Genomic DNA, 16219 nt, shown 5'->3' with positions numbered 1-16219 from the left:
CGCTAAAGGTGCGTAGAATGCCAGCTTCACTTTCGAATTACCTACAACGCAGGCTATTAAAGTGGTTAGACAGGCGAGTTCCGGCTTCTCACGAACATCACCTCAACGTAAACAGTATTTTTATATTGCCGAGCGGATTCGGTTGGTCTTTTATTATTCTATCGCTGTGTTTGTTTTTACTTGGCACTAACTACCAAAACAACTTGATGTTGCTGCTTAGCTATTTGTGCTTAAGCATTATGCTATTAACGCTGTTTTACACTCATCAAAACTTTGCGCGTTTAGCGCTTAAAGCGACGCCCCCCAGTCCATTTCACTGTAACTTACAGGGTGAATTGCAGCTTCAGGTTATCCCTCACGCGGCAGCGCCAACGAAAACGTGCAATGGCGTATTAGCAATAAAGTGGCTAAATACAGTGCGCCCCATGGATACGACTGCTCATGCAAGCAATGAAAACATTTCAGTGGCTCAGCAGACGTACAGCTTTTCTTTAAACGACAATGAAGTTACGGATACAAAACAAACGCAAACCCTCAGCGTGCCTCTTCCAATACCAGTACGGGGGCGATTTGCACTCGGCAGACTAACCATTGCATGCGATTTTCCGTTGGGATTATACAAATGCTGGACCCACCTCGATTTTGACCAACAAGTCACTGTCTACGCAAAACCTCAAGAAGGTCCGGTCACTGTTAATAAGGTAGCGAGTTCTAATGAGTCGGATAGCGTCAGTCAGGTTAACGACCTTACAAGTAACGAAGACTTTTACGCATTAAACGATTACGAAGTTGGACAGCCGCTTAATCGCGTATCATGGAAGCATGTGGCGAAAAACGGAAATTGGGTTTCGAAATCCTTTACCTCCTTGCAAAGCGACAGTTTTGTACTTTCAGTTCCCTCAAACATAGATGTGGAAACTGCCGTGTCGGCGCTTACCTATGCAACATTGTCTTGGACAGGCGCAGACCGGGTATTTGGAATACAGTACAAAGGGCTTAACATTGCCCCTGCTCACGGGGTAAAACAAATGCACGAATGTCTTAGTGCACTTGCGTGTTTGAATTCGCATTCATCACAAGCTTCTTCAACCTCAAATAAAACGGTCTCAATATCTTCCATAAAGAATGAAAGGGCGAGGTCAACGAAATGAGCTCCGCTATCTTAAGCCGTTTAACGCAATTAACCGTTGTTAAAAGCGTGTTTAGCCAACCAACGTCCGTGGCTGTGCTTATGCTCTGCATAGCTTTCTCTCTTATTCTTTTTACTCTTACCGCGCCGCTTATGACATGGGTAATTATGCTAGGTGGGTGTGCTGTGATAGTGAGAGCCGCAGGCCTTAGTGCGTTGAATAGTTTGCCAACATCACGCACGGTTAACTTGCTGGCAATATTGGCAGTGTTCGCATTATCGTGGTTCGGCTTTTCAGTAGGATTGCTTGATAGCATGATTAACCTATTGACCGTCGCGTGCGCGCTCAAAATCATGCTGGTTGAGAAAAAACGAGATTTTCACTTAATTGTATGTACCTGTTTGTTCTTGATCGGCTGCGGATTTATCTCGTCTCTAAGCGTATTTGCGTGGATTGGCTATACAGGAATACTGGCCCTGCTGCTATTCGCGACTGCCATTTATCACGGTGCAGGAGTACCCAAATCAAAAAGCATTAAATTCGTGACCGTACTTATTGTCCAAGCTTTCCCTATCGCGCTGCTACTGTTTTTACTGCTTCCCCAACTCCCTCCGCTTTGGCAGATGCCCACGTCAAAGTCGACTGAAACCGGGCTTTCTGACACGGTGACGCCTGGTGATATTGCGTCACTTGCAAGTTCATCTGAATTGGCTTTCAGCGCCACATTTGAAAACGCAGAAGCAGTCCCTGTTGCACCGTCCAGGTATTGGCGCGCTATGACCTTAGAACATTTTGACGGGAAAACCTGGTCTATTAGCAACAAACGCAAACAGGCAGAGCAGCAGTTAGCTTACATGGGCAAGCCAACACCCTTGTCAGCTCTGGCCGAGGAAAATACGCCTCAAGTGATAAGTTATGAATTGATCGTGGAACCCACACAGCAAACGTGGCTGTTTGCGCTAGCGCCTTCGACACCCAACAACCGCGAGAACAGTATTTTCGTAAGAAGTCTTTTTGATTTTACGTTAAGGGCGAATAGCCCAATATCCAGTAAAAAAGCGTTTTATCTGCGCTACTATCCAACTGCGCAAATCACTAGCGGAATAGGAAATTTTGAATCGCAACTAAACCTTCAGGTTTCCATGAATGGCAACCCTCAAGCCAGAGCATGGGGACAGACACTTGCCAAACAATACTCAAGCGCACAGCAAATTGTTAGCGCAATAATGCGTGAATTTAATCAAGGGGGCTTCCGCTACACCCTATCGCCGAACGCCATGCCTACCGACCCCATCGACCGTTTTTTATTTGAAGAACGCTCAGGTTTTTGTGCCCATTACGCAGGCGCCATGGTGTATGTGCTTCGCGCCGCAGGGGTACCGGCAAGAATGGTGACAGGCTACCAGGGCGGAAGCGCACTTAATGACAATGTGCTGCAAATAAGGCAGTACGATGCACATGCGTGGGTGGAAGCATTTATTGATGGTGTATGGATTCGACACGACCCAACGAGTATGGTGGCACCGTCACGCTTAACCTTCGGGCTTGAACGTGCGTTGGAAGAGCTTGGGGAGTCTCGTGAAGCGAGTATTTTGGGCGACCTTAGCAACGCTGCCATTTTTGCAACGTTACAAAGCTGGTTTCAACAGCTCGATTACTCATGGAGTAAATGGGTACTGGGCTTTGACAATACTGCGCAAACCAACATGCTTGAAGAATTACTAGGCTCGCTAACGCCGCAAAAAATGCGAGTTGTATTTCTTTCCGCCATTGGCCTAATTGGGCTTATTTTAGCACTTTATTTTTTACCCAATACGCATCGCAACACACTGTCGCCCTCACACAGAGTTTTACTAAACGCAATAAAATGCGTTGAAGCTAAAACAGGAAAAGAAAGAGGGAATAAAACCTTGTCCGCCTTTATGAGTGAAGTTAACCCTTTGATAAACGAAGATGCTACCAAGGCACTAACACTTCTGTGTGAACTATTTGAGCATGAAAAATACGCACACCGAACACAAGAGACAAAAGTTTATCCAACCATGAAGCGTCAGTTAAAAATGTTAAAACAGGCATTAAAGTAGGAAATGGTTAAACCGGTTGCACCTTAAACACTCACACTCCCCCCCTTTTTAGTGCAGACTAATTAATAGTGCCTTGGCGCAAGCGTCTATCAACACAGCCATGAATTTATACAAAGCATTGTTTTTAATAGCAATAAATAACGCATTTAGGTACATTTTGGTTATTGGCACTTTTTTAGCTTTGTACAAATGGATAACAAAAGTACGAAGGCGCTTATACAAGTATTAGTTGCCAACGGGCTTCAGAGTACAAAGGCGTACATATAACCGACGGTTTATTTGTTAGCTACCACAATGCATGAGTTTCGGACAAAGGCGTCCCCAGTTCTTTCTTACGAGAGCGCTGCGGACGCCTTTTTTTGATCTTCTGGAACGCATTGAAACAGTAAACGCCAACATACAGATGACAACTTATTAATAACGACAACGTGAGGTGAAACCATGGCTTATCTTCTCCCCGCTGAGTTTGCAACCAAGATGGTAGATGCAGGCGAAGCCAAAATTTATATGTCTACACGAGATACTCTAATTCGCGCTTATATGGCAGGTGCAATATTGGCCCTAGCCGCTGTTTTTGCCGTTACCATTGCCGTTCAAACCGGCGTGTTTCTTCTTGGCGCAGTGTTATTCCCAGTGGGCTTTTGTATGCTCTACCTTATGGGGTTTGACCTATTAACCGGCGTGTTTGTACTTACCCCGCTCGCTTGGCTTGCACAGCGACCTGGCGTCACGCCAAAACAAATTCTACGAAATTGGGGATTAGTATTTTTAGGTAACTTTGGCGGCGCATTAACCGTGGCCTTTATGATGTCGTTTATTTTTACCATGGGGTATAACGTGGATGGCGGTGCCATCGCGACTAAGGTAGCCAGCATTGGCGAAGCTCGTACATTGGGCTACGCAGAACACGGCGTTGCAGGCTGGTTCACCATTTTTATTCGCGGCATGTTGTGTAACTGGATGGTGTCGCTAGGCGTAGTGGGTGCAATGATTTCAACCCACGTTAGCGGAAAAGTACTAGCCATGTGGATGCCAATCATGCTGTTCTTCTTTATGGGTTTTGAGCACTCAGTAGTAAACATGTTCCTTTTCCCATTTGGCCTTATTATGGGCGGCGACTTCTCGGTTATGGACTACTTCATTTGGAACGAGATCCCAACTGCACTTGGAAATCTTGTTGGTGGCCTCGCCTTTACTGGACTAACCCTGTACACCACCCACGTTAAGACGCTACCCAAACGTACTATCCCTGTTGATAAAGCCGCTGCATCGCAAACACTGCCTATTTAACTAAAGCGCTTATCTTAAAGCCATCATGCCTTGCCCCTACAAGACACGTCATGATGGCGTTATCCGTTTCCTTGGAAATAACTAATTGGGCTCATAATTAAATATGCAGGTAAGAAGCAATTAAACATGAATGAGCGAGCCGCGTTAAACGCCCCAATTAACCCACCAGCTAACACGCTCAGTGTAAGTGCATTTTCTACAGCCGGCGTTAAAGCGATAAACCAAGATGCATACGCTTTTCATGTTTCTGATAACCCAGATCAAAGCAGCGTTTTTGTTATCGCCGACGGTGTAAGTAGCAGTACGGTTAGCCAAGTTGCTAGCGACTTTGCTACCAGTCAGTTTATTAAACTGTTTAATATGGCGCCGGAACAATGGTCGGTTAAGACGCGCGCTGAAACCATTATTAAAGAGATAAACGCGCTGCTTTACACACGTACGCAAAGAAGTCCCTTTTGCTATACACCAGAAAAAGGTTATGTTTGCACGTTAACAGTGGCAGTGGTAACAGGCAATCACATGGATGTATTTCATGTGGGGGATTGTCAAATTCAAGTTCTTTCTAAGAACGCACAGTCGCCTGTCTTACTCACAAAACCTCATCGTCAAGTATCGGAAAGTGAGCCTTCGCAGAGTTATCTTACTAAAGCATTAGGCGTTAAAGCGAATATAGACATCGACCACACAACACTCACCCTCAACTCATCGAGCACGTTTTCGATAAGTAGCGACGGGGTTTATGAGTTTGTTTCGCTACCCACCATTCTTATGAAAATCAGTGAGGCCGATACGCTTTCTGAAAACCAAGCTGCGCTGGTAGTACATGAGGCATTTACTAGAGGAAGCGATGACAACCTCACCTTACTTCTCGTAAAGGTTCTTGTAGCTAGCCATGATGGCCTAGACGATCACAGACACCCACTGTATACAGGCGTTTCAACTTCACCTCATTCATCTGTACTTAACAGGTCGTTGGGCGAACAACTGATAACCAATTCTGAGGTTTCTGATGCTGCGATTCATTACTCAAATCAGCATTCTGATGAACATGTATGCGAAGAGCCTGCTGCCGCAAACTTTAAGACGGGTGATGATGTTGATGGACTGAAGCTAGAACGACAGCTTTATACGTCGGCCCGAAGCCATGTTTTTATTGCCACCAATTCGTCTTGTGAAGCTACGCACAGAAACAGCCCTGTGGTTGTAAAACACCGGCTACCGACTTTACCCTATCACCAGAAATGGTAAATGGATTCCTAATAGAGAGCTGGTTTTCGAGACGGATTAATTCGGCACACGTTATTAAAAGCCCAACGTTTACTGATTTGGGTTTACCGTACCCTCCTTCTTCTTTTTACAGCGTAAGTGAATATATTCAAGGTCAAACGCTAGCTCAATGGGCTGTTGATAATCCTACGCCGCCATTAGAGCAAGTTAGGAATATAATCGAGCAGGTTGGTAAAGGTTTACAGGCAATGCACCGTCAGGGCATTGTTCATAGGGATATACGCCCCGACAATATTATTATTAGCGAACAAGGGCACTGTACTATTATAGATTTGGGTTCAGCAGCCTTAGCCGATGCCCCAAGCCTCTATAGTGACACACCTATTCCTGGCGCTGCACTTTTTTCCGCACCTGAATACTTTTTAGGAAATGTTGGCACAGAGCGCTCTGATCTGTTCTCCTTAGCCGTACTCACCTACTATCTTTTGTGCGGGCGTTACCCCTATGGCACAAAGCTCGCTCATTGTCGCACGTTGGCCGAGCAGAAAAAGTTAAAATACCAAACCGCATTGGCTCCTAATCGACCAATACCTAATTGGGTTGATAGCGCCCTTAAGCGTGCTTTGCATGTGAACCCTGATAAGCGATTTTCTTCACTATCTGAGTTTCTTTTTTCGCTTCGCTACCCAAATCCATCACAACATACGGCGTACGAGCCGTTAGTAAAACGACACCCTCTTTTTGTGTACAAGGTGCTAATACTGGCACTTATTTTCAGCAATCTAGTTACGCTCATTTTGTTTAACTAACCCTTTAAGGAAATGCAAATGATTACATCGAGAACCCAAGTTACCGACATGATCCAGTCAGCCAAAATTTTAAAAGGCATAAAGTGGAGTCAGATTGCCGAAGTTGTTGGTCAGTCAAAAGAATGGAGTACAGCAGCTTGCTTAGGACAAATGGCCATGACAAAGCAGCAAGCTGAAGCCGTGGGTGAGTTACTTGAACTCACCGACGAAGCCATTGCTTGGCTTCAAATCGTGCCTTACAAAGGCTCGTTACCCACAGAAGTCCCTACCGACCCGCTTATTTACCGCTGGTATGAATTGGTGAGTGTGTATGGCACTACATTAAAGGAATTAATTCATGAAGAGTTTGGCGACGGCATCATGAGTGCAATTGATTTTTCTATGGATTTACAGCGCGAAAACGATCCTAAAGGTGACCGTGTCAGCGTAGTTATGTCAGGGAAGTTTCTGCCATATAAGATGTACTAAACGTATTTCAGGATGGGACACCCGACATAAAAAAAGCCGGTCATGCGACCGGCTTTTTAGTATTTCTTGAAGCGTAAGCTAACCCAAAGTCAGCTTACGTTCGCAAAGGCTAATTACTTAGCAGCTTTACGTGCTTTCGCTTCTTCAATTACTTTGTCAGCTACGTTCTGAGGACATGCTGAGTAGTGGCTGAATTCCATAGAGAACTGACCACGACCAGATGTAATAGTACGTAGGTGACCGATGTAACCAAACATCTCAGATAGAGGTACGTCAGCCTTGATGCGAACGCCAGTAGCGCCAGCTTCTTGGTCTTTGATCATACCACGACGACGGTTAAGGTCACCGATTACGTCACCAACGTTGTCTTCTGGGCTGAACACGTCAACTTTCATTACAGGCTCAAGAATTTGAGGACCTGCTTTTGGCATTGACTGACGGAATGCGCCTTTCGCTGCAATTTCGAACGCGATTGCTGATGAGTCAACTGCGTGGAAACCACCGTCGAATAACTCAACTTCAACATCTAGTACTGGGTAGCCAGCTAGTGGACCCACTTCCATCATGCCTTTGAAGCCTTTTTCAATGGCTGGGAAGAATTCTTTAGGTACGTTACCGCCCACAACAGAAGAAGTGAACTTGAAGCCTGAGTTAGTTTCGCCCGGACGGATGCGGTAATCAATCTTACCGAACTGACCAGAACCACCAGACTGCTTCTTGTGCGTGTAGCTGTCTTCAACCGCTTGCGTGATAGTTTCACGGTATGCAACCTGAGGCTGACCAACTTCTAGCTCAACGCCGTAAGTACGCTTCAAGATGTCTACTTTGATATCTAGGTGAAGCTCACCCATACCTTTAAGGATGGTTTCGCCTGAATCTTCGTCAGTTTCAACTTGGAAAGATGGATCTTCTGCTACTAGTTTACCGATAGCGATAGACATCTTTTCATTAGCGCCTTTGTCTTTTGGCTTAACAGCAATCGAGATTACTGGCTCAGGGAAGATCATTGGCTCTAGTGTACAAGGGTGCTTCGGATCACATAATGTGTGACCAGTTTGAACGTTCTTCATACCAACAACAGCTAGGATGTCACCTGCTTGTGCTGAAGTAAGTTCTGTACGTTCATCAGCGTGCATCTCAACCATACGGCCGATACGCTCAGTCTTACCCGTTGCGCTGTTAAGAATGGTGTCGCCTTTGTTAAGTTTACCAGAGTAAATACGGATAAACGTAAGGGCACCGAAACGGTCGTCCATGATTTTGAACGCAAGTGCACGGAACGGCTCGTCAACAGATACTGTTGCAACTTCACCAGTAGGCTCACCCGTTTCTTCGTCAGTTAGATCCTGTGGATCAACTTCTGTTGGAGAAGGTAGGAAGTCTACAACCGCGTCAAGAACTAGCTGAATACCTTTGTTCTTAAATGCAGAACCACAGTATGTTGGGAAGAACGCTAGGTCACGAGTACCTTTACGGATACAACGCTTGATGTCTTCTAGAGACGGCTCTTCACCATCCATGTAAGCCATCATTAGGTCGTCGTCTTGCTCAACAGCAGTTTCGATCATTTGCTCGCGATATTCTTGAGCTTTCTCAACCATGTCTTCAGGGATGTCTACAACTTCGTAGTTTTCAGGAAGACCTGAATCGTCCCAGATGTACGCTTTCATATCTAGAAGGTTAACAACACCTGTAAACTCGTCTTCGATACCGATTGGAAGCGTCATTACTAGTGGGTTTGCAGCAAGTACTTTCTTAACTTGGCCAACTACACGGTAAAAGTCTGCACCCATACGGTCTAGTTTGTTTACGAAGATTACACGCGCAACTTCTGATTCGTTAGCATAACGCCAGTTAGTTTCTGACTGAGGCTCAACACCGCCAGAACCACAGAATACACCGATACCGCCGTCTAGTACTTTAAGTGAACGATATACTTCAACTGTAAAGTCAACGTGTCCCGGAGTATCGATGATGTTCATGCGATGATCTTTCCAGAAACAGGTTGTTGCCGCTGACTGGATGGTAATACCACGCTCAGCTTCCTGCTCCATGAAGTCAGTTGTTGATTCACCATCGTGAACCTCACCAGTTTTATGGATTTTACCAGTAAGCTTCAAGATACGTTCTGTTGTGGTAGTTTTACCCGCGTCTACGTGGGCGAAAATACCAATGTTTCTGTAATGAGATAAGTCTGACATTAGTTCACTTTCATTGGTTCAGAGTAAAAAAACGGCCGGATTATAAAGGATTTCTATACCAGATTTACACCTTTTTTAGCATAAACCTTAAATTCGTTTGCCAAAATCCGCGCCACCATTAATTCTTTTCTTTAAGTATCAATAACTTATTAATTAATGACACTTTTTTGAAAAATAACAAAATCACACCTCATCTTTTGAAGTGCGAACAATTGTTACTGTAACTTCATCTCTGTCGTGGTAGAGATGCCTCACCTTCACCGCAAATGCATCTTCCAAGGCATTTAATCGGCCTCTTAGCAACGTCATGGCTTCAACTACAGTTTCATAACGTTGTTTCATAGGTAACTTTAAATTGAATATTGCGTGCGTTGCCCAGTGCTTAACTAACCAATCACCCATCAATTTAGCTACCCTATCGGGTTGCTCTATCATATCACATACCAGCAAATCTACACGACCAAATTGTGGTCGATAGGTAAACCCGTCTGCCGCGTGATGTTCAACCAAGCCCGTGCTCATTAAACTATCGGCTACAAGTCCATTGTCGATAGCTTCAACATACATTCCGCGCTTCACCAGCTGATATGTCCAACCGCCCGGGCATGCACCTAGGTCCACGGCACGTCCACCGCTTCGAAGTACCTTAGCCTGCTGTTTGTCGCTCAGCATATTCACTAAGGCATCTTCAAGTTTAAGCGTCGAGCGGCTCGGCGCATCACTTGGGAACTTTAACCGGCAAATACCCAAGTGATCGCCACTAGCATGACTGGGTAATGTATAGCCAATATGGCAAATCTCAAATGACTCAAAGAAAATATGTAGCTTTGGTTTACCTAAATTTTCCTTTGCGGTGAGCCATCCCGCCTTTCTTAGGGCTTGGCGAAGAGGAACCGTAAACTTTCGGCAGAACTTTGCGAGGGTTTTACCTTCTTCTGTATCTGGGTATTCGACGTCTATGGCGCCAAAAATTTGAAATGGTTTTTCTACCTCTTTCAAAGCCTCGAGCACTTGCCCTACCCTGTCCTCTTTCTCTATATCGTTTAGCGTGGCAAAAACTGCCACCAGCTGACGAGGGAAGATACTGTCGTGAACAGCAAACTGGGTAATGGTTTGCTCAAGCTGCTTGGCATCATATAAATGATAAAGTACAAAGCCACTGTTCTTCTTAGATACTGGGTAGCCATAACACTGGGCTTCACCGTAACGAGAGGTAAGCTCGTTAGCCGTATCATTTTCATAACCAGGTCGGCAATAACCTAAAATACTGGTGTTAGACATTACCTGCCCCCGGCATGTGGTGAGTTTTGTTCTGCTCTTCTTTTTGTTGCTTGTTTAAATCATGACCCTTTATCAGCCCAATCACTAACAACACCCAACCGATAATAAAGAACATGCCACCCAAAGGGGTTATCGGGCCAAACCATTTTATGCTGCTTATTCCTAGCGCGTATAAACTTCCACTAAACAACACCGTACCGGTAACGAAACAAAACGCTACCCGATTTGCCCACGTCGATGAGACAACGCCTGACAGCGCAGGCAAAATCAGCAAGGCTAATGCGTGATACATTTGATAACGCACGCCAATTTCAAACGTGTTGAGCTGCTGTGCAGTTAAGACGCTTTTTAAACCATGTGCGCCAAACGCACCTAGCACGACAGAAAGGCCCGCTAGCAATGCGCCAATAATAAGATAAGGTTTAGCAACGGTGGCAAACCTAAGTTTTTCAGTTTTCATTAAATTAGTCTTTCGCTCTGATTTCTAATTAACCATTAATTATTTAAATGGGCTTCAATAAAAGAAGCGGTAAGCGTGGCAGCGGTAACAATATGTTCTTCCTGCGTTTTGCCACTTGCTTTGCGAGGCTTAAAACTGTGATCGCCGTCGTCTAAATAGGCGCATTCAATGTCTGTAGATAATACGCTGCGCTTTTTGTAATCCTCTACTTCGCTCTTTGTACCAAAGGTATCTCGTTCACCCTGAATAATAAGCAAAGGCTTAGACGCCGTTTGCAGATGGTCGGTGCGTGTTTTTTCTGGCTTACCAGGAGAATGGAACGGATAGCCCAGCGCTATCGCGCCTTTTACATTGCTCACCGCTTCGTACACCATGGTCGCCATACGCCCGCCCATCGACTTTCCACCGATGAACACAGGCAAGTTATGCAAGGCTTTGTTATCTTTGCTGCAGGTTTCAATCACCGCAGTAAAATGTGACATAAGTTTATCGGCTTTATCGGGAGGCCTACGCTTACCGGTAGCTTTTATGGTTTGCATATAGGGAAAGTTAAAAAGAACGGTTGATATACCTCTAGCAACAAGTTCCTTCGCAATGTCTTGCATGAACTCATGCTCCTTACCGGCGCCGGCTCCATGGCCTAGTATCAAACACGCTAAGGGCTTATCGGCTTCATGCAATTCAATGTCAAAACTAGGCTGTTCAGCAATGGTGTTCAACTTAGTCATATTACAACAAGTCCTCTTGTTCAGCTTCGACCAGCGCTAAGATCCAGTCTCTAAATGCCGCAATCTTACCGAGTTCAGCCTGTGATTCCTCACACACGAGATAAAACGCATCGCGACTCTCCACTCGTTCTTCAAACGGCATAACTAGCCTTCCCGCTTCAATTTCCGGCCTTGCAAGTACCGTGTTACCCAACGCAATGCCTTGACCGAGTGCAGCGGCTTGCAAAACTAGCATGGAGTGACTGAAAACCGGTCCTTGGTTAACGTTTACGCCAACCACACCTACATGCTTCAACCAATTTTTCCATGCAGTACGGCTTAAGTCGTGAAGCAACACGTGGTGCCGTAAGTCAGACAGGCTGGATAAAGGTTTGGGGCCTTGAAAAAGCATTGGAGAGCAAAGCGGAGTAAGAAACTCTCGATGTAGCTGATCGGCTTGAAGACCAGCCCAACGACCTTTACCGTAATATATCGCAACGTCTACATCGTCTTCTAAGAAGCCTTCATCGAAATCAACTGCCTTGATGCGTACGTCGATGTCTGGATGCGCCAAACTAAACTTATGAATACGGGGTACCAGCCATTGGCTCGCAAAGCTGGGCGGCATCGCTACCGTGATAGCACCTTTACTGCCCTTCGCAAGTAGCCTTTCTGTCGCATCTTGTAAGTTTTTGAAGATATCTTTTAGCTCAAGAAAATAAGCTTGACCTTCTTCGGTTAGAAGCAGGGTTCTATTTCTTCGAAGAAATAGCTTCATCGATAAGAAATCTTCAAGTGCTTTTATCTGGTGGCTAACGGCAGCTTGCGTAACAAACAGCTCATCGGCAGCCTTAGTAAAGCTCAAATGGCGAGCAGCCGCTTCAAACGATTTCAAGGCGTTGAGAGGGGGTAAACGTCGATGCATATATCGTTTTTAATCCAGTGTGACCGAAGCATGACAAATTCATTAGTTTTTCTAATGACAACCCATACTTTTACTCGTTTTATTTTTCACCACCCACTGACTATAATTTACCCGAAATTAAAAAAGAACATTTAATTTCAGCATTTTATGATGAACATTTGTTAAACATTTTAACATTCATCAACAATTATTTAATTATTTTTATTAGGTGTGAAAATGAAAAAATTACTTTTAGCTAGTGTTTCTGTAATGGCTTTTGTAAGCGCTGCTGCAAATGCTAACGCACAACCAGAAAAGATCAATCTACAATCGTTAATCAACACAGCAATGACCAGCGTAAAAATGGCCGAAGTACTGCCAGAAAACGATGCGCACATTGTTGTGAAAAAGCAGTCTAAAGCGATTTTAGCTGAAGAGACGCAAGTTCAGCTTCACAAGAACTTATTAGCAATGACAAAAGGTGAAGAGCGCGTAAACGTTTCTGAAGCGGAATAAGCAACTCACACACCTGATACGCATGCCGGTGCTTGCACCGGCATACGCCATCAAATACTAGCTTAGGTATTACTTGTATCTAACGCGTCAAAACCTTTCACCAATTCATCTAGTGCTTTCATCTGCTGCAAGTAAGGCTCTAATTTTGCCAACGGCAGTGCGCAAGGCCCATCACATAGTGCTTCATCAGGGTTAGGATGCGCTTCTATAAATAGCCCTGCCAAACCTAATGCCATACCACTTCTGGCCAACTGTGCAGCTTGCGCTCTACGACCATCTGCAGACGTCGCACGGCCACCCGGCATTTGAAGTGCGTGAGTCGCATCAAATATTACTGGGGCATATTCTTTCATTGCGTCCATGCCAAGCATATCCACAACTAAATTGTTATATCCAAAGCAGCTACCACGCTCACAAAGAATAACCTTATCGTTCCCCGCTTCGCCTAGCTTTCCTATGATGTGACGCATTTCATGCGGTGCTAAGAATTGAGGCTTTTTCACATTGATAACGCTACCGGTTTTTGCCATTGCAACCACAAGGTCGGTTTGGCGCGCCAAGAAAGCAGGCAGTTGAATAACATCCACCACTTCAGCTACGGGAGCTGCTTGGTGCGGTTCGTGCACATCAGTGATAAGCGGAACGTTAAAGGTCGACTTAATTTCTTCAAAAATACGCAACCCTTCTTCCATGCCAGGCCCACGGTAAGAAGTCACAGATGAACGGTTCGCTTTATCAAACGAGGCTTTAAAAACGTACGGGATATTGAGCTTTTGCGTTACTTCAACATAGTGTTCTGCAATACGCATAGCGAGATCGCGAGACTCAAGTACGTTCATTCCACCGAACAGAACAAACGGCAAGTGGTTGGCAACGTCAACGTTACCTACATTAATAATCTGTTGAGATTCAGACATTATCTATTTCCAATTAAATCTTAAAAAAGAGGTTGTTTGGTTACAGCAACCATAGCCGTTGCCATAAGCACAACAAGCGCTGCTACGAAAAAGCTCCATTTGCCTAACGCTGTTTTGGCTTTTTTCAATGCAAACAATCCAAACACTATGTACAGCACCACGCCCACAACTTTAAATGTGAGCCATGCATTAACTAAAGGATATTGAGACAAAATAATGCATAGCCAAATTGCGCTGGCTAATAGCACGGTATCAATGATATGAGGGAGAATTTTAACCCATTTTTTGCTAAGTGCTGTAGCGTCGAATTGACTCCATATAAAGCGAAAGACAAAAAATAATATGCTCAAGCCAACGGCGGTCATGTGAAGGTGTTTAGCCATCATGTACATAATGTGTTCCTGTTCTTATTAGATAGTAAGGCTGCTTCTGGTTACTTTAACACAGGTGTTAATTGAGCCGATTTAGTTTTACAGCAATGCAAAATTCAACAGACTCAGAATACGAGTAGCAGACTCAAAAAAACAGGTGCATGTAGCACCTGCCTTCGTTTTAATTATGGCGCCTGTCTAGAGGCTGTTATTGTAACGTATTACAGTACGTAAATAACGGAGAAATAAATCATTATGCGTCAGGGAATTGAGCTTGAATTGCCATAAAGGCCGGAAGGTCATTTAGCATACACTGAACTAAATCAGGGTCGAAGTGCTTGCCACTTTCCTCTTTCAATACGGCTTCAACCTTATCAATTGTCCACGCTGGCTTATACGGCCTTGCGTTTAACAGTGCATCAAACACATCAACTAACGTGGCAATACGGCTTTTTATATCAATTTCTTCGCCTTTAAGCCCGTCTGGATATCCCTTTCCATCCCAGCGTTCGTGATGCTGCTTTGCTAACATTGCTGCAAGTTGGATAGTGGGCCGGCTTGAATCTCGCAAGATCTGGTAACCAAATTCAGCATGCTGACGTATTTTAAATACTTCCTCTTCGGTTAACGGCGTCGTTTTGTGCAAAATAGATTTAGGCACTATAGACGTCCCAATATCATGGAGTGGCACGGCAAGGCGTAATGCGTGGATGTCTTGCTCGTTCAGCCCAACCTTTTCTGCCAACAGTTGCGCCATTTCAACCATTCTTGTGAGATTATTTGATGCATTTGACTCATGCTCTAACGCTCGACCTAAACGCTCAATTATTTCTTTCTGCGTCGCTTCAACATCTACGGTTTTAAGTACGTTGTCAAAAGCAAGCTGAACACTGTCTGAAAAGCGTTTTACCAGATGACGATCACTTTCCCCTATTCGTCTCGGTAATCCTGACAAGTACAAGAGTGCGCCATTGTGGCTTTTACTGTTGCAATAAGCCACAACGTGATCTTCTGCATAAACAATTTGCTTATCGCGCATGGCTCTTGCGCACAGGGCATATTCTTGTGCGCTAATCGCGTCTTTTAAAGGCACCCCTTCCTTACTGGCGTACTCACCGTTGCCAGCAAAAACATATAGTTCGTCGTCACCCAATTTGTTGTTGCTGGTATTAATAGTACGCGATGTGGTTGCCACCGCTGTAGTAATGTAGGCTGCATCCTTTGAACAGCCCAGAATAGATGCCAGCTGTTGAATAATCCCCTGCATGAACTTTTCGAGGGAACGGGAGGAAAATAAATCCACAGACGCATCTATAATTTTTTCAAGGCCGCGTCTATTTTCTTCGATAACGATAATATCTCGATATGAGCGGAGCGCTGCAATGATAACAGTAAAAAGTTTTTGCGCGGTCAGTTCGGTTTTCGACTTGTAGTCGTTGATGTCGTAATTAATGATGACATCTTTTTCAGGGGCTTGGCCAGGTTGTCCAGTACGCAAAATAATACGCGTGAAATGATTGTCTAATTCGTTACGAACATACTCCGCCACTTTAAGACCGGCGTCATCAGTCTCCATAACAACATCAAGTAACACAACGGCGATATCATCATGGGTTTTGAAAATGGCCTTCGCTTCCTCTCCGCTATAGGCACTAACAAACTCAAGGGTTTTGCCATTTAAACTAAAGTCATTTAGCGCCAGCTTGGTAACGGCGTGTACTTCGGGTTCATCATCAACAATGAGTACTTTCCAGCTACCCAGATCATCTACTTCATTTTCATCGTCATCTTCTGCGAAAAGAAAGTCATCATTCATCTGGTACGTCCTGTAGTGTAAGAGATTGTTTAACTTAG

15 protein-coding genes are annotated in these 16219 nt (G+C 44.6%); 7 read left to right on the top strand and 8 right to left on the bottom strand.

Features of this window, described 5'->3' with window-relative positions; all coding sequences use genetic code 11:
• Nucleotides 1–17 precede the first annotated feature (17 nt).
• The 6 genes from MASE_RS06945 (at nt 18) to cynS (ending at nt 7008) form a co-directional block, all read left to right on the top strand.
• Complete coding sequence (locus tag MASE_RS06945; protein ID WP_014949032.1) at nt 18–1151, top strand: DUF58 domain-containing protein; 1134 nt, start codon at nt 18–20, stop codon at nt 1149–1151.
• On the top strand, nt 1148–3214 hold the full coding sequence (locus tag MASE_RS06940; protein ID WP_014949031.1) for a transglutaminase TgpA family protein: 2067 nt from the start codon (nt 1148–1150) through the stop codon (nt 3212–3214). Before MASE_RS06945 ends, MASE_RS06940 begins: the two co-directional genes overlap by 4 nt.
• 441 nt (nt 3215–3655) lie before the next feature.
• Nucleotides 3656–4504: a formate/nitrite transporter family protein gene (locus MASE_RS06935; protein ID WP_014949030.1), complete on the top strand. Its 849-nt coding sequence runs from the start codon at nt 3656–3658 to the stop codon at nt 4502–4504.
• A 126-nt stretch (nt 4505–4630) separates the two neighbouring features.
• A complete protein-coding gene (locus MASE_RS20230) occupies nt 4631–5752 on the top strand; it encodes a PP2C family protein-serine/threonine phosphatase (RefSeq protein WP_232362824.1) in 1122 nt (373 codons plus the stop codon).
• 77 nt (nt 5753–5829) lie between these two features.
• A complete protein-coding gene (locus MASE_RS20225) occupies nt 5830–6540 on the top strand; it encodes a serine/threonine protein kinase (RefSeq protein ID WP_332306445.1) in 711 nt (236 codons plus the stop codon).
• Nucleotides 6541–6558: 18 nt separating this feature from the next.
• Nucleotides 6559–7008: a cyanase gene (cynS, locus tag MASE_RS06925; protein WP_014949029.1), complete on the top strand. Its 450-nt coding sequence runs from the start codon at nt 6559–6561 to the stop codon at nt 7006–7008.
• Between the two features lie 113 nt (nt 7009–7121).
• Here cynS and fusA read toward each other — a convergent pair whose 3' ends face one another.
• The 5 genes from fusA to MASE_RS06900 form a co-directional block, all read right to left on the bottom strand.
• A complete protein-coding gene (gene fusA, locus MASE_RS06920) occupies nt 7122–9209 on the bottom strand; it encodes an elongation factor G (RefSeq protein ID WP_014949028.1) in 2088 nt (695 codons plus the stop codon).
• Nucleotides 9210–9392: 183 nt separating this feature from the next.
• The gene (rlmM, locus tag MASE_RS06915) at nt 9393–10490 is read right to left on the bottom strand and encodes a 23S rRNA (cytidine(2498)-2'-O)-methyltransferase RlmM (protein WP_014949027.1); all 1098 of its coding nucleotides are present in this window, start codon (nt 10488–10490) and stop codon (nt 9393–9395) included.
• The gene (locus MASE_RS06910; protein ID WP_014949026.1) at nt 10483–10950 is read right to left on the bottom strand and encodes a DUF423 domain-containing protein; all 468 of its coding nucleotides are present in this window, start codon (nt 10948–10950) and stop codon (nt 10483–10485) included. The genes rlmM and MASE_RS06910 overlap by 8 nt, the downstream gene beginning before the upstream one ends.
• Before the next feature lie 35 nt (nt 10951–10985).
• On the bottom strand, nt 10986–11678 hold the full coding sequence (locus tag MASE_RS06905; RefSeq protein WP_014949025.1) for an alpha/beta family hydrolase: 693 nt from the start codon (nt 11676–11678) through the stop codon (nt 10986–10988).
• Nucleotide 11679: 1 nt separating this feature from the next.
• Nucleotides 11680–12582, bottom strand: coding sequence for a transcriptional regulator GcvA (locus MASE_RS06900; RefSeq protein ID WP_014949024.1), 903 nt, complete (start codon nt 12580–12582; stop codon nt 11680–11682).
• 216 nt (nt 12583–12798) lie between these two features.
• Here MASE_RS06900 and MASE_RS06895 point away from each other — a divergent pair, with 216 nt between their 5' ends.
• Nucleotides 12799–13077, top strand: coding sequence for a hypothetical protein (locus MASE_RS06895; protein WP_014949023.1), 279 nt, complete (start codon nt 12799–12801; stop codon nt 13075–13077).
• A gap of 62 nt (nt 13078–13139) precedes the next feature.
• Here MASE_RS06895 and kdsA read toward each other — a convergent pair whose 3' ends face one another.
• The 3 genes from kdsA to MASE_RS06880 all read right to left on the bottom strand — a co-directional run bounded on the left by kdsA (nt 13140) and on the right by MASE_RS06880 (nt 16181).
• Nucleotides 13140–13994, bottom strand: a complete 855-nt coding sequence (gene kdsA / locus MASE_RS06890) for a 3-deoxy-8-phosphooctulonate synthase (protein ID WP_014949022.1) — start codon at nt 13992–13994, stop codon at nt 13140–13142.
• 20 nt (nt 13995–14014) lie between these two features.
• Complete coding sequence (locus tag MASE_RS06885) at nt 14015–14386, bottom strand: SirB2 family protein (protein WP_014949021.1); 372 nt, start codon at nt 14384–14386, stop codon at nt 14015–14017.
• Nucleotides 14387–14618: 232 nt separating this feature from the next.
• On the bottom strand, nt 14619–16181 hold the full coding sequence (locus MASE_RS06880) for a response regulator (protein WP_014949020.1): 1563 nt from the start codon (nt 16179–16181) through the stop codon (nt 14619–14621).
• Between the last annotated feature and the right edge of the window lie 38 nt (nt 16182–16219).

This window comes from Alteromonas macleodii ATCC 27126, from assembly GCF_000172635.2.
In the GTDB taxonomy this organism is placed as follows: Bacteria; Pseudomonadota; Gammaproteobacteria; order Enterobacterales; family Alteromonadaceae; genus Alteromonas; species Alteromonas macleodii.
This window is presented reverse-complemented; position numbering and strand designations above follow the sequence as displayed.